The sequence below is a fragment of the Psychrobacillus sp. FSL H8-0510 genome (assembly GCF_038008345.1).
Taxonomy (GTDB): Bacteria; Bacillota; Bacilli; order Bacillales_A; family Planococcaceae; genus Psychrobacillus; species Psychrobacillus psychrotolerans.
The window spans coordinates 582,945-597,698 of record NZ_JBBOYZ010000001.1 but is presented as its reverse complement, the minus strand read 5'-3'; the positions used below and the strand labels follow the sequence as shown (position 1 = coordinate 597,698).

The following is a 14,754-nucleotide window of genomic DNA, read 5'->3' as shown; positions in this document are numbered from 1 at the left end:
TGATTTACTCACTAAAAGCCTCCGGATAGATTGCTTTCGCAATTTCTTCTAATCCTTCCACTAAACGTGGACCTTGTCTGCTCGTCGTGTCTTCATTTACTTGTATCACTGCATCATTTTGAATAGCAGTAACTGTATCAAATCCATCACGTTGTTTCACTTGTTCTACAATACCTTCTACGTAATCGTATGTGATAAGCATTACATCTGGGTTACGACTTACAATTTCTTCGGGATCAATTTTTACCCAACCTTCTTGATCCTCCATAATATTTGTAGCATTCAACATATTTAATATCTCTTGCATGAACGTTCCATTCCCTGTTGTATAAATTTCTGGAACATCCGAAGTTTCAACAAATACAGTTTTCTTCGATTCTACTTTTTGTACTTTTTGTTGGATATCTTCTACTTTTACTTTCATGTCTTCTACAATTTTTTGGGCTTCTTTAAGTTTCCCAGTAGCTTGACCCATTTCTTCAATAGTTGTATATGTTTCATCAAAATCCTTAGCGTCACTCACCACATACACCAAAATATTCGAATCACGTAGTTGTTGCAGTCCAGCTTCCGCCATTCCTACAATCGATTCATGCGCAAACACAATGTCCGGATCTAACGAAAGGATTTTTTCCACATTGAACTCCATGCCACCGATTTTTTCTTTCTCTAATGCCTCTTCTGGATAGCTTTCAAAATCGTTTACCCCTATAATTTCCTCATTCAACCCAAGTGCAAATAAGATCTCTGTATTACTAGGAATCATGGAGATGATTTTCTCCGGAGCTGCCTCTAACGTAACTTCTTCTCCAACGGCATCCGTCAATGTCATTGGGAATCCTATATTTTCACTGGCCGACTGCTCCGTCTCAGTACTTTCTACCTTTTTCGTTTCTTCCTGTGCGCATCCAACTAATAAAAGTACCGCCATTACAGCGATTAACCATCGTTTTTTCATTTTACATTCCTCCTAATTTAGACAATAAAAAATCTCCCATCCTATGATGAGAGATAGATAGGTATAAACCTGCGCGAAGTCACAACGAGCCAGATCTACACCAAACCTATCCTCGTAGGTAACGGGTGCAAAGCATATAGGCAGGTTTTCTGACTCGTGATATGTTCTATCACTTACAGTGGCGGGACCGTGCTGGACTTTAACCAGCTTCCCTTTTAACTCCAGCAATCCATTGCGAGAGCACCTCTATGCATTAAATTATTCATATTGCTTTGCCTTCATTATACCTTATTTTATACAACTGTCGACTTCGTTTTGAGTGAAGCGTTGCCTGACCTTTGAGATAATGTACATCTTTCTCCAGGTTGGTGATATTACTCTCGTCTATTGGATTACTCGCGAATGATTGGTGGTTACCCGCTTTGGAAGCCCTATTACTTGCGCTCCCGTTTGAAATACTCGCGGATGAAACTGTGTTTACTTACTCTGGCGGGGCATTTACCCTCGTACCGGGAATTACTTCCATCATAATATCTATCTGTATTTTAAAAAACCCTCGACCGAAGTCGAGGGTTTGCAGTTTGTATTACATTTGTTCTGGAGCAGATACACCTAGTAAACGTAAGGCATTTGCAATTGTTTCTCGCGCAGCAGTTACTAGTGCCAGACGAGCTTCTGTTTGAGGAAGATTATCCGCATTTAATACTTTGTCTGCGTTATAGAAGCTATGGAAAGTCGTTGCTAGTTCTTGGATATAGATTGCAATACGGTGAGGAGCACGAAGTTTTGCAGCATCTGCAACTATCTGTGGGAAGTCACCAATTTTTTTAAGTAAGTCTAATTCTTTTTCACTTTGCAATAATTCAAGTGAATCAGTCGATACTTTCATTCCTTGCGTTTCTGCTGAACGTAAAATCGAACAAATACGTGCGTGTGCATATTGAGCGTAGAATACTGGGTTTTCATTGGATTGAGAAACAGCTAAGTCTAAATCGAAATCCATATGTGAGTCACCTGAACGCATACCGAAGAAATAACGTACTGCATCCAGTCCTACTTCTTCTACAAGTTCACGCATGGTAACAGCTTTACCTGTACGTTTACTCATTTTCATTTTTTCGCCGTCTTTATATAATTGGACCATTTGAATAATCGATACTTCTAGTTTTTCACGCTCATATCCAAGTGCTTCAATGGCTGCTTTCATACGTGGAATATAGCCATGGTGGTCTGCTCCCCAAATATTAATCAGTTGATCGAATCCACGAACTAACTTATCTTCATGGTACGCAATATCTGGTAATAAATAAGTGAAAGAACCATCACCTTTAATAAGCACGCGATCCTTATCATCTCCAAATGTCGTCGAACGGAACCATGTAGCTCCTTCTTCTTCAAAAATATGACCATTTGCACGTAACTTATCTAAAGCCACTTCAATTTTGCCGTTCTCATATAAAGAAGTTTCCGAGAACCAGTTATCAAAACCAACACGGAAATCAGCTAAGTCTTTTTGTAGTTTTGCAAGCTCTACTTTTAACCCATGTGCACGGAATGCTTTGTAGCGTTCTTCATCTGACATAGAGACAAATTTATCGCCATGTTCTGCAACAAGAGCTGCAGCAATATCGATAATATCTTGCCCGTGATAGCCACCTTCAGGCATTTCTTGGTCTAATCCTTGAGCTTGGAAGTAACGAGCTTCAATGGAGATCGCTAAGTTATGAATTTGGTTTCCTGCGTCATTAATATAATATTCACGAGCAACATCAAATCCAGCAAAATCAAGAACGTTACTTAAAGAATCACCTACAGATGCCCCACGTGCATGTCCTAAATGTAAATCACCAGTTGGATTTGCAGAAACAAATTCTACTTGAATTTTCTCTCCAGCACCTGAAGTTGAGCGGCCGTAGTTTTCTTTTTCTGTTAAAGCAGCCTTCACTACATCTTGTAAGTAATCTTTACGAACAGTAATATTCATAAATCCTGGACCTGCAATATCCACTTTTTCCATCATTGTTCCAGACAACTCTAGGTTTTCTATGATTGCCTCCGCCACTTGACGAGGATTCTTTTTCGCAAGTTTTGTTAATTGCATCGCAATATTTGTTGCATAGTCACCATTTGCTTTGTCTCTTGGAGTTTCAAGTTGGATAGTTGGAATTTGCTCTTCCGTTACAAGTTCTGCTTTCACTATTGCCTGTTGTAATGCATCTTTAATGGTTTGTTGTAGCTTTTCTACTGCGTTCATTTATTCCGCCTCCGTATAAGTTAGTTCTAATGTATATGTACCGGCCACTTCTTCATTTATAATTAGCTCATATTCCACTTGAAAGCGTCCAACCTCAAAGTGTAAGTGCTTCGTATTTGTTGTAATAATCATTGTCCCATATTGAGTTTCATAGCTCCCAGTTTGGAACTCTCCACGTTCAAGAGGCAAACGCATTTTGACTCCACCACTTCGTAATATCAAGGCATTCTGCCCACTTAGTTTCACAGTCGTTCGAATAGTCTTTTCATTTTGAGATTCTTCATAAACTAAATAATTTTGTTCGCCTTTTAGTGTTAAAGTGCCTTTTGTTTTTATGTTGATTGTTTCTTCTTGGACATTTGGATGACGAATTGTAGAAACTAATTGTACTTTTACTGTCTTTTGTACTGGTGTAGACATGCTTAACATCCTTTGTAGATATTTTATTTATGTCAGCTTCTCAGTTGGCAATAACTAGCGATAGGAAGCTTATTCACACTAACGTTGCATTTTACTATAACCTTCATATTATAGCTTAAATTTAACGTTTATGACAACCAATTGCATAAAAATGTATACCATATTTAGTCTAAAAGGCTATAATAGATTCAGATTATTAAGAAGGTGACTCTATTGCTAATTGACTTTATTATTAACTTTTGTATTCTTTTTACTTTTGCAATTCTTACCTACATACCATTTCAAAACAAATTAAATGTTTATATTCCATCTTCTAAATACACCCCTTTTATACTTGGATTGTTAAGTGGACTTACTGGTTGTTTGTTAATGTTAACTGCTATAAACATTACTGATGTCGTTATTATGGACGGAAGAATGGCTGTTATTGCATTATCCGGTGTCTTAGGAGGACCATTCGCACCTATTATAAGCGGCATTATTATCGGAGTGTTCCGTTTGTTTATGTACGGATATTCTACAAGTGCTCTTATAGCAGGAAGTAGCACTATTATAGTGGGATTGGTTATTGGAGTTTGCAGTTGGAAGAAAACAATGACCTTTCAAAACGTCCCTTACTTTTTTGGTTATTCCATCATACAAACTTCTATTGTTTTAGGTTTCTTAGGCAGTTGGAAATTTGAAACGTCGTTAGCTATTATCAGTTTTATCATATTTTCAATCGTGTCTTTTTCCATTATTTTCATTACCCTTAAACAGCTAAACTCTCTATTTGAAAAAATAAAGCATATTGAAGAGATATCTGTAACAGACTATCTTACGGGTCTATATAATAACCGTAAATTCCAAGAACATACTCAAAATCTTATAGCAAAAAATGAAGTTTTTTCACTCCTATTACTAGACATAGACTATTTCAAAAAGGTCAACGATACATATGGGCACCCCGTTGGAGATGAAGTATTGAAAGAATTAGCACTCCGAATGAAAGATACTAGTAAACCTTTTGGGGGCATTGTTTCTCGAAATGGAGGAGAAGAGTTTTCAATACTCCTCCCAAATACTACAGATGAAAAAGCACTGGAAGTTGCTGATCTAGTTCGACAATCAATAGAAAAGAAATTATTTCAAATCTCAACTGGAGAAAAGTTAGATATAACTACTTCAGGTGGTATTAGTACTTTCCCACAAGATGCTGTAACCACACATGAATTATACAAACTTGCTGATGAAGCCCTTTACCTTGCTAAAACTTCTGGAAGAAATAAAGTAGTTCATATCAATCAAAATATATTGGTTTGATAAAAAAGTGATGCCCTTAGTTAGGACATCACTTTTTCTGCGTTCTATTTTACCCAGCCTAATATCATTTCACGTAGTAATTTACTAGTAGTGTTTACTGTTTGCTCCTGCGCAAGCTCGTCGCAGTAACACCAGATACTCCGTTCTACTTAACCCAACCCAATATCATTTCACGTAGTAATTTACTTGCAGTGTTTACTGTTTGCTCTGATGGATCGTAATTTGGTGCTACTTCGACTAAATCGAAACCTACTACATTTACGCCGGAGTTTGCAATTGCGTGGATAGAAGCTAAAAGCTCACGACTTGTGATTCCGCCACAATCTACAGTTCCAGTTCCTGGTGCGTGTGCTGGGTCAAGAACGTCGATGTCAATTGTGACATAGACTGGACGTCCTTCAAGTGTTGGTAGCACTTTTTTCAAAGGCTCTAAAACTTCGAACTTGTGAATTTGCATACCATTTTCTTTTGCCCAGTCAAACTCTTCTTTCATGCCTGAACGAATTCCAAATGAATAGACGTTTTTAGGACCGATATATTCAGCAATTTTACGAATAGGTGTCGAATGAGAAAGCGGTTCTCCTTCATACTCCTCGCGTAAATCTGTATGTGCATCCATATGGATAATGGCTAGATTATCATAGTTATCTGCCACTGTCCTCATGACAGGCCAGGACACTAGATGTTCTCCACCCATGCCTACTGGAATCTTCCCATTTATCAGTAATTGGCGGATAAAGCCTGCAATTAACTCTAAGCTTTTCTCTGCATTACCAAATGGTAAAGGAATATCCCCTGCATCAAAATAGTTCACATCATCTAGCTCGCGGTCAAGATACGGGCTATACTCCTCTAAACCTATTGAAGCTTCACGGATACGACCAGGACCAAAACGTGATCCAGGACGATAGCTTACAGTCCAGTCCATTGGCATTCCATAAATGACTGCTTGTGCTTCATCATAATTTTGTTTGCTTTTTATAAAAACATTTCCTGAGTATTCTTCACTAAATCGCATAGCCTTACTCTCCTGCAAGATCTTTCACAAATTTTGGTAGTACAAATGCCGCTTTATGAAGCTCTTTTGTGTAATACTTTGTTTCAATATCAAAGTATTGCTCGTCCGGAACTTGAAGTGGATCATATTTTTTAGATCCAATTGTAAAGCACCAAAGTCCGCTTGGATATGTAGGAATATTCGCCAAATACATATTAGTTATTGGGAAGATTTCCTTTACGTCTTTTTGAACTTGGCGGATTAAATCTGCCTTAAACCATGGGTTGTCCGATTGTGCAACGAATAGACCATCTTCTTTTAAAGCTCTAGAAATTCCAGCATAGAAACCTTTTGTAAACAGGTTAACTGCTGGTCCTACTGGTTCTGTAGAATCTACCATAATCACATCATATTCATTTTCAGATTCTGCAATATGCATGAAACCATCGCCCACTTGCACGTCTACGCGAGGATTTTCTAATTCACATGCGATTTCTGGTAAGTATATTTTTGAGTACTCAATTACTTTTCCATCTATATCAACAAGTGTTGCTTTCTTCACTTTTGGATGCTTCATAATTTCACGAATTACTCCACCGTCTCCACCACCAACTACTAACACATTTTCAGGGTTAGGATGTGTGAATAAAGGAACATGCGCAACCATTTCATGGTATACAAACTCATCTTTTTGAGAGGTCATTACCATGCCATCTAAGAAGAGCATATTTCCCCATTCTTCTGTTTCTGCCATTTCTAACAATTGAAAATCTGTTTGCTCGGTATGAAGTGTGCGATTCACCTTCATTGTGATGCCAAAATTCTCGGTTTGCTTCTCTGTAAACCAAAATCCAGCCATTTATCTATCTCCGTTTCTACAATGGTTTTTGGTATTTATAAAAAAATAAATACATTGAAAGTATAGTGCTTTTTGACAAAAGTGCAATACTTTTTTGTTTGCCCGTTTAATTTGAATCTATTGTTCTCATACTAATGAAAACATCATTTGGAACGGAGTTGATTTAATGGGGCGTATTCAACATAGAAAAAAAGTCATACGAAGCAAACGATGGAAAAGGATATTCCTTTTATGTGTTGCTGCTGGCTGTGCACTTTTGAGCGCATTCATCACGCTCCGAATATATGCTCAAATCGTTGGTGCACCCATAATTCAAGTCCCAATTTCTTCTGTATTTTTAGACAGTCAAGGAAATGTTATCGGCGATCGCTTTGAGGACCAACGGAGATATTGGATTTCATTGGAGGAGATGTCTCCTTTTTTACCTCAAGCCACTGTGGCGGTAGAAGACCAGGAGTTTTATGAGCATCATGGATTTGATTATTCACGGATTGCTGGAGCCATTTTAAAGGATATAAAAGCTGGAAAAAAAGTAGAAGGAGCCAGTACAATTACGCAGCAATATGCTCGTAATTTGTTTCTTACCCATGAAAAGTCTTGGACTCGAAAGATAAATGAAGCACTATATGCCTACCGATTAGAGCTTTTCTACGATAAGGACGAACTGTTAGAAGGTTATTTGAATACAGTGTACTTTGGTCATGGTATGTATGGCGTCGAGGCAGCGAGTAGATTCTATTTTGCGAAAAGCGCTAAATCTTTGACTCTAGCAGAATCCGCCCTATTAGTTGGAATACCGAAAGGCCCTACCTATTATTCACCGTTAGTAAATGAAGAAAAAGCAGTTACTCGTCAGCAACTAATCCTAACATTGATGGAAAACCAACAAAAGATAACTGCTGACCAAAAGGAACGAGCATTCAATGAAAATTATGTATTAAAAGCAGAGGACTCTCTAATAAAGCAAAAAACGGCCCCTTACTTTTTAGAAGAAGTGTGGAAAGAAGCAACAGAAATCACTTTGGAAAATGGTCGCCGTATTGAAGAAGGTGGATGGACGATTGAAACCACTTTAAACAAAAAACATCAACAAGTAGCGGAAGAAATAGTTGAAAAATGGATGCCAAAAGGAGAACTACAAATAGGATTTGTAAGTATGGAACCAGATACTGGTTATGTAACTGCAATGCTCGGTGGAAGAAATTTCACGGATAGTCCCTTCAACCGAGTTACACAAGCAAAAAGGCAGCCAGGTTCTACCATCAAAGCGTTATTATTTGCGGCAGCCTTAGAAAACGGATTCTCTCCGCTCACTTATATGAAAAGTGAGCGTACTATTTTCACATACGATAATGGCCGCCAAGAATATGAACCTAAAAATGTGAACGGGGAGTTCGCTGGTCATCCTATTTCATTGGCACAGGCCCTCGCTATTTCCGATAATATTTATGCCGTTAAAACATTAGAACAAATTGGATATAAACCTTTTCAACGGTTAACAGAAAGATTTAATCTAGATATGAAGGTAAAGGATGCTCCCTCTACTGCTCTCGGTACAACAGAAGTTTCGCTATTAGAAATGACAAAAGTTTATAACACTATATCTGCTGGTGGAATTCAGAAAAAACCTAAGTATATAACAAAAATAACTGATAAAAGCGGGAACGTCATTTATGATATAGAGAACAATGAGGAAAAAGGGAAAAAAGTTTTAAGCGAACAGGACTCGTTTATACTATCCCATTTACTCACAGGTATGTTCGACCCCGTTTTCAACGACTATTCGCCTGCTACTGGGATAAGTATTCGGGCAAAACAAACCAGACCTTATGCTGCAAAATCTGGAACTACAAATACAGACCAATATTTGATAGGCTTCTCACCTCAATTAACAGCAGGTGTATGGAATGGCTATGATCAAGGTAAACAAGTGAGTGATGCGGAAGCAAGACAAGTAACGAAACAAGTTTGGATTGAATTTATGGAAGCAGTTCACCAAGGACTTCCGGTTGAGCCTTTCATAGCCCCGGACGGTGTTCAGGGCGTCATTGTCGATATAGAAACAGGTGGAATCGCTACATCTGCTTGTGAAAAACAGCGACTAGTTTACATGAAACAAAAAGATGTTCCAACTAAGCTTTGCACCGACCCTAAATTGAAGCAGCAAACATTCGAGGAGAGTGTGGAAGAATCTGAACCGTGGTCAATTTTCCCATTTAATTTGTTTGAGTAGAACTTGGAGAATTGATTGAATAATGATGAAAACCAATGGAAAGAAATCAGAAATTGGTCGTATTTCGTTATAATCGTATGAATTCCTTCCACTAATGCGTTGTTCGTTTTTATAAGCATAATAAAAAGCTTACTGCCACCTATAATTAGGTAGTAGTAAGCTTTTTCTTAGCTTGGCTTTCTGTAAATGAATGCGGTCATTGGAATGGGTGGTCAATTCACGCATACATTTTACCTACTTGCGTCCACTAAGTGTCCTAGCATTACTTGGAAGTAAGCTTTATCTAAATTGTACTGTCTTTTCGTCTTTAATTCAACTACCTAACGGACTATTTGTATACTAGGCTTCGACAGATAGGTCTTGATGTAGTTTTTCTTCACTTCTATCCCACATTTCTCTGTTATGAGACTGTAAAAATTCACGTAAAATATTTTTTGAGCGGTCATCCATAAAATCGACTAAAATATGACGTTTCATTGATTTGTCCATGCGATTAACGTGATCAGCTAAATTCTTATAGCCGCGACGTTTTTCTCGGTTAATAACCATTTCACAAGCACTGACCCCAGCATAATATGGTCCTTGTGGATTATAATCGATCGTCACCCAAACAAGCCAATACGATTTCCCTCCCAGGGAGTCTTCTCGGTTCGTTGTAAACTTAATGCCTCGCTCTGTATCACTTCTTGCATGCATTGCTCCAACTTCTACCCTAGCAAGGTCTTCTTCTATATCAATAATGACTGGAGATACATTCTCTAATGACAGAGAACCTATACCGAATCCCTTATGTCCGTCAGTCGGATCATTTTTAATAATCGTGAAGCCTACCTTTTGTTTTGGTTTTTCTTCGTTCGTCATTCGACAGTTCCCTCCATTCTGTTATGATACTAGTATACAGAAAAGTTCACTAAAGGAGGAAATGAAATGCCATATGTCACAGTAAAAATGCTTGAAGGTCGTACCGACGAGCAAAAAAGAGCATTAGTGGAGAAGGTAACTGCTGCTGTTTCCGAAACAGTTAATGCTCCAATCGAGAATGTTACTGTATTCATCGAAGAAATGCCGAAGAATCATTATGGAACTGCTGGCAAGTTATTTAGTGATAGATAACAATAAAAACGAATTCTATTTTATATAGGATTCGTTTTTTTATGGGGCTTATTTGTACTAAGCTATGAAAGTAATACCTTTGATTTCCGTTACAGTCGGGGTACAAAGGCTAATGACGCCACATCGTGTGGCAACGCCTTCGTGACCAACATCCTGTCGGCCTCCGCGGGCGAGGTCAAGCCTCCTCGTTCGCTTCGCTCTCTGCGGGGTCTCGACTTTCTCGCTTATCCCGCTGGAGTCGCCGACTTTCACTACAATCAATAAATTGAGTAGTAATTACCCATTAATAAAACTGAGTGTTTATGATAAACACGATGAATAGGCAGATTATATAAAGTACCAATCTGTAAAGCTAAATTATAGTAGAATCAATTGCATAAATACTTAGTTCAATATAAAAGACGAAATCTATGTGATATTATCTGTTTACATAAAGTGGACTTTGTCTATTGGAGTGCACGGTGGCGACTTCAGTGGGAACAGCGCGAGCTGAAAGCCCCGCAGGAAAGACATTGGTCAAACTTTGTTAGACCAATGTCTTTGCGACGAGTAACCGCAGGAGCATATGTTTTCGTAGTGATGAGCAGATTGAAGCCGTGCCCGCGGAAAGTGTCCACCTGAAGCGGAAATCAATATTACCCGGATCTTACTTGCACTTTAAGTAAGTTTACTTGCTCAATGGTATCCTTTACTTTCGGAATGAATATTTTTTTCCAAAAGAAAAAGCCATCCTATTGGATAGCTCTTTCGTTCATGAGGTTCATGACAAATGTGAAGGCCTCGTCGATTTCTTCTTTTGAAAAATTGAGTTTTCCTTTAACGACATGAAGTTTTTCGATTTGCTCTTCTTTTGGGAGATAATCGAAATATAATAACGTCGATACTAGTTCAAGGAAACGGGAACTTTTATCTTTCATTTGGTTAATGCATGCTACCAAATCTCTTGGTGCTTCAGGAACTTGAGCCATTTTAGTAAAATGCTCACCTGCGTCAGTCATTTGGTATTTATATTGTACATAGGAGCCTTTGTCTTGGCGTTCTTCTTGTAGGAATCCCATATTACATAATTCTTCGATCCGTAAGGTAAGCTCTTCTGAATAAGGGCCATAAAAATGGAATTCGTATTTTTCCTTGTATGGATATTGAAGTTTTTTTGCGATGTAAATCATTTTTTGCAGTTTTTTCCGACCCGTAATGCCATCCGCTGCTCCGATAAATTGCACAACTTTTGCATGTTCTTCTATCACTTAGACCCCTCCTTTACTTCAAATCATTAAGTTAATAAATCGAGTATTTGTTTCTTCAATGCTTTTTTCTTTCCGTCCTTCGTCAAGATATCTTCTGGAAAGTACAATTTATGGTCTGTTCTTCTTTTCCCAGAGATTGCCTCTACAATATCCGATTCACGTGATAGCTCACGAATTTCCCCGTTAGGTTTTAGCAAATGTATTGGAATTCGTTCGCCTTCTTCTCCTGGACGGTAAAAATCATATGGTAGATCTGAAGAGGAATCGAACACTAAGTAATACTCTGGATCTATACCCGCTTTTTTGAATAGTAATTCTAATTCTTTCATCTTCATATAATCTTTCGCTAAATCGAACTCTATATATTGAAATAGCTTCCGGTTCACAAAACGATCGCTCAAATCCGATAGAATGGGATCATCTTCTGACATCCATAACTGAAAATAAGTTAATAAAACCCCTTCATCTAAAGCAAGGTACTCATTTAAAGTATATGTACCATCAAAGAATCCTCTAAAATGAGTCGGTTGCTGTTTAAAATCATAACCCATTTTACTTAATGCTTTTGCTCGATGTAGAACTTTCGTCAAAATTACTTCGGCACTACGGGAAACTGGATGGAAATATACTTGCCAATACATTTGATATCTACTCATTATATAATCTTCCACTGCATGCATTCCACTCGATTTGATGACTACTTGGTCTTCTCTTGGTCGCATGACACGCAAAATTCTTTCCATATCGAAATGTCCATAACTTACCCCAGTAAAATAAGCATCTCTTTGCAAGTAATCCATACGGTCAGCATCTATTTGACTGGATATTAAACTTACTACCTGCTTGTTTGGATATGTTTTACCGATAACATCGGCAACTCGTTGCGGAAAATCTTCGCTAACTCTTTTTAGTATCATATTGACATCCGTATCGCCAAGTATTATTTGTTGGGTGAAATATTCATGGTCTAACCCAAATACGTTCTCAAATGCATGAGAAAATGGGCCGTGCCCTAAATCATGGAGAAGAGCAGCACATAATACTACTAGCCTTTCTGAATCATCCCATTCTGGACGTCCACTAAAGCTATCATCTACGATTCTTCTCACAATTTCGTACACACCTAGTGAGTGATTAAAACGGCTATGTTCGGCACCATGAAAAACTAGATATGTAGTTCCGAGCTGTTTAATCCGGCGAAGTCGTTGAAACTCTTTTGCTCCGATAACATCCCAGATGACCTGATCACGAACGTGGATATAGCGGTGAACTGGATCTTTAAACACTTTTTCTTCTGCTAGCTTTTGTGTCGCATAGCTCATTCTTCCACCTCCGAAATGTAGTTTAGTATTCATTATAAAGAAAAAACCGCATATTGAATACACGGCAAAAGTTCTGTTAATCTGCTATCTTCGCTCGTACTTTTTCCATTAATTCGTCTTCCGTTAACGCAGCAACGGGACGATTATTGATAAAGGCGAATGTTTTTTTTCGTCCGGGACCGCAGTACGACTGACATTCTTTCACTTCAATCTCAGCTTCCGGATCAATCGCTTTTAGTTTAGGTATTAATGTTTTTAAATTGACGGCTTGACACTCATCGCAAACACGAAAATGGTTTGCCATAGTCTTCAACCCCTTTCATTCATTACGTGTTGGCGTAATTGCCTCCTCTTAATATCTGCGATATCCGCCGGAAACATTATCATTTTTTCATTAGTTTTAGTACAAATAGCTGAATGTTTAATAGTAATAGTCTACAGGTCATTGTATCTTAAAGTTTATATTGCTATCAAGTGTATATTACGTGAATAAAAGAGCACTAAGTTGACCATTATGTTAATAGAACAACGAAACTATGAACATGGCAGGAGGAAGAACATGGTAAAAATTAGACAAGACGCATGGATGACAGAGAATGATGAAATGCTAGCAGAGATGGTATTACGTCACGTTCGAGAAGGCAGCACGCAACTAAACGCATTTGAAGAAGCAGGAGACGAATTAAATAGAACTGCAGCAGCTTGTGGATTTCGCTGGAACGCAGTCGTTCGTCATCAATATGAAAATGAGTTAAAGGAAGCGAAAAAAGAAAGAAAAGAAAAGCTTCGTATATTAGGAAAAGATTATAGACGAAGAGGAAATGGAATTTATCTAGCTAAATCTCAAGATGATGGTGAACGCACCCAATCCATTCCGGTATCTGCATTATCGATCGATATTATCATTGCATATCTCGTACGTTTGCAACATAGTGATTCAGATGTTTCTAGATACCGTCACCTTTCAACTATATCGAATGAAAAGATTCGTAAATTAGAAAGTGAGCTTGCAAAACTAGAAAAAGAAAACGCAGCTATTAAACAAGATTACGAGCAATTCGTTCAGATCATGAACCGTGCAAGACGTCTTGTAACTTTAAACGACGAGGAAATACCAGCAGTACCCGTTTTCCAAATGGAGAAGAATGGTAATCTCGTATCTAAAGAACCACCAATCGTTTAGAAGATTGGTGGTTTTTATTTTATTTTTCTAGCATTTTTTTATTGCGATCTACTACTCGTTGCATGTAAAACATATACAAGTCCATTTCATCAGGTGTGACAGATTGATGGATGACTGTGTCTGACAACTGTTGGAGCAATTGTTGGATACGAATAACGATATCCTCTACTCTAAACGAGGTATCTAGCAGTTCATTCATAGATGCCATCACTTCTGGTTTAATATCTGGATATGTAAACTTAGTATTTTCACCTTGAATGCCAATTTCGTAAAATCTACGTATCAGTTCTGCTCGTTCACTTCCACTACCTTCAATACATAGATACACCTGCACTGCTATTCCCTGACGCAATCTTCGCTGAGAAATTCCCGCAAACTTTTTACCATCTATACTTAAATCATATGAACCTGGACAATACGATCCAATAATTTCATAAGCTTCTATTTTCCCATCTGCTTCGGGGAATAAAAGCTCGACGAATGCAAGCATCACTTCATAACCAGTAGGAATATCTATCGCCTGCTTCGCTTCCGGTAAAATAATAGATACATTTAGTACACCCTCATCTAAAACAACTGCTAGTCCTCCCGAATTTCGTACAATGGGGGAATATCCCTGGGTACGAAGAAAGTTCTGCCCATCCTCCACAAACGGGAGTCTGTGATCTTGTATACCTAAAACAACAGTTTGAGAGTGGACCCACGTACGTACAGTAGCCGGTGACTGTTGTTGTCCTACTAGGTGACATAGTAAATCATCTGATGCGAATGATTCAAGTGCAGATCTACTTTTCCCACTAAGCGATTGATCCCAAAATCGCCATTTTTCTTGCTGCAATAAAACTTCTATTTCTGACATGTGACTA

The 14,754-nt window shown here is 38.2% G+C and carries 14 protein-coding genes and 1 riboswitch; of the genes, 4 read left to right on the top strand and 10 right to left on the bottom strand.

Annotated elements, in window-relative coordinates; all coding sequences use genetic code 11:
• Positions 1-4 precede the first annotated feature (4 nt).
• From MHI40_RS02975 to MHI40_RS02965, 3 genes are all read right to left on the bottom strand, one after another.
• The gene (locus tag MHI40_RS02975) at positions 5-958 is read right to left on the bottom strand and encodes an ABC transporter substrate-binding protein (protein WP_340761447.1); all 954 of its coding nucleotides are present in this window, start codon (positions 956-958) and stop codon (positions 5-7) included.
• Between the two features lie 122 nt (positions 959-1,080).
• A riboswitch (cobalamin riboswitch) is annotated at positions 1,081-1,221 on the bottom strand.
• A gap of 323 nt (positions 1,222-1,544) precedes the next feature.
• On the bottom strand, positions 1,545-3,212 hold the full coding sequence (gene argS / locus MHI40_RS02970) for an arginine--tRNA ligase (protein ID WP_340761446.1): 1,668 nt from the start codon (positions 3,210-3,212) through the stop codon (positions 1,545-1,547).
• Positions 3,213-3,632: a DUF1934 domain-containing protein gene (locus MHI40_RS02965; RefSeq protein WP_340761445.1), complete on the bottom strand. Its 420-nt coding sequence runs from the start codon at positions 3,630-3,632 to the stop codon at positions 3,213-3,215.
• Between the two features lie 213 nt (positions 3,633-3,845).
• On the opposite strand from MHI40_RS02965, the gene MHI40_RS02960 reads away from it, so the two are divergent.
• Positions 3,846-4,934, top strand: coding sequence for a diguanylate cyclase (locus MHI40_RS02960; protein WP_340761444.1), 1,089 nt, complete (start codon positions 3,846-3,848; stop codon positions 4,932-4,934).
• Between the two features lie 145 nt (positions 4,935-5,079).
• On the opposite strand, the gene speB is transcribed toward MHI40_RS02960, so the two are convergent.
• Both speB and speE read right to left on the bottom strand, forming a co-directional pair.
• Complete coding sequence (gene speB / locus MHI40_RS02955) at positions 5,080-5,952, bottom strand: agmatinase (RefSeq protein WP_340761443.1); 873 nt, start codon at positions 5,950-5,952, stop codon at positions 5,080-5,082.
• A gap of 4 nt (positions 5,953-5,956) precedes the next feature.
• Positions 5,957-6,790 carry a spermidine synthase gene (gene speE / locus MHI40_RS02950; RefSeq protein WP_093535831.1) on the bottom strand — a complete coding sequence of 278 codons (834 nt, stop codon included), beginning with the start codon at positions 6,788-6,790 and terminating at the stop codon, positions 5,957-5,959.
• A gap of 166 nt (positions 6,791-6,956) precedes the next feature.
• Between speE and MHI40_RS02945 the strand changes: the two genes are divergently transcribed.
• Entirely contained in the window at positions 6,957-9,023 is a 2,067-nt protein-coding gene (locus MHI40_RS02945) for a transglycosylase domain-containing protein (RefSeq protein ID WP_340761442.1), read from the top strand.
• A 339-nt stretch (positions 9,024-9,362) separates the two neighbouring features.
• Here the strand turns inward: MHI40_RS02945 and MHI40_RS02940 are convergent, their stop codons facing one another.
• Entirely contained in the window at positions 9,363-9,884 is a 522-nt protein-coding gene (locus MHI40_RS02940; RefSeq protein WP_340761441.1) for a YwhD family protein, read from the bottom strand.
• A gap of 66 nt (positions 9,885-9,950) precedes the next feature.
• Here MHI40_RS02940 and MHI40_RS02935 point away from each other — a divergent pair, with 66 nt between their 5' ends.
• Positions 9,951-10,136, top strand: coding sequence for a 2-hydroxymuconate tautomerase (locus MHI40_RS02935; protein WP_093535837.1), 186 nt, complete (start codon positions 9,951-9,953; stop codon positions 10,134-10,136).
• A gap of 731 nt (positions 10,137-10,867) precedes the next feature.
• On the opposite strand, the gene MHI40_RS02930 is transcribed toward MHI40_RS02935, so the two are convergent.
• From MHI40_RS02930 to MHI40_RS02920, 3 genes are all read right to left on the bottom strand, one after another.
• The gene (locus tag MHI40_RS02930) at positions 10,868-11,383 is read right to left on the bottom strand and encodes a YwgA family protein (RefSeq protein ID WP_093535839.1); all 516 of its coding nucleotides are present in this window, start codon (positions 11,381-11,383) and stop codon (positions 10,868-10,870) included.
• Between the two features lie 26 nt (positions 11,384-11,409).
• Positions 11,410-12,705 carry an HD domain-containing protein gene (locus tag MHI40_RS02925; RefSeq protein WP_340761440.1) on the bottom strand — a complete coding sequence of 432 codons (1,296 nt, stop codon included), beginning with the start codon at positions 12,703-12,705 and terminating at the stop codon, positions 11,410-11,412.
• Between the two features lie 76 nt (positions 12,706-12,781).
• A complete protein-coding gene (locus tag MHI40_RS02920) occupies positions 12,782-13,009 on the bottom strand; it encodes a DUF1450 domain-containing protein (protein WP_093061364.1) in 228 nt (75 codons plus the stop codon).
• A 255-nt stretch (positions 13,010-13,264) separates the two neighbouring features.
• Here MHI40_RS02920 and MHI40_RS02915 point away from each other — a divergent pair, with 255 nt between their 5' ends.
• Positions 13,265-13,888: an RsfA family transcriptional regulator gene (locus MHI40_RS02915; protein WP_093535843.1), complete on the top strand. Its 624-nt coding sequence runs from the start codon at positions 13,265-13,267 to the stop codon at positions 13,886-13,888.
• Between the two features lie 19 nt (positions 13,889-13,907).
• On the opposite strand, the gene MHI40_RS02910 is transcribed toward MHI40_RS02915, so the two are convergent.
• Positions 13,908-14,738: a lipoate--protein ligase family protein gene (locus MHI40_RS02910; RefSeq protein WP_340764365.1), complete on the bottom strand. Its 831-nt coding sequence runs from the start codon at positions 14,736-14,738 to the stop codon at positions 13,908-13,910.
• Positions 14,739-14,754 lie beyond the last annotated feature (16 nt).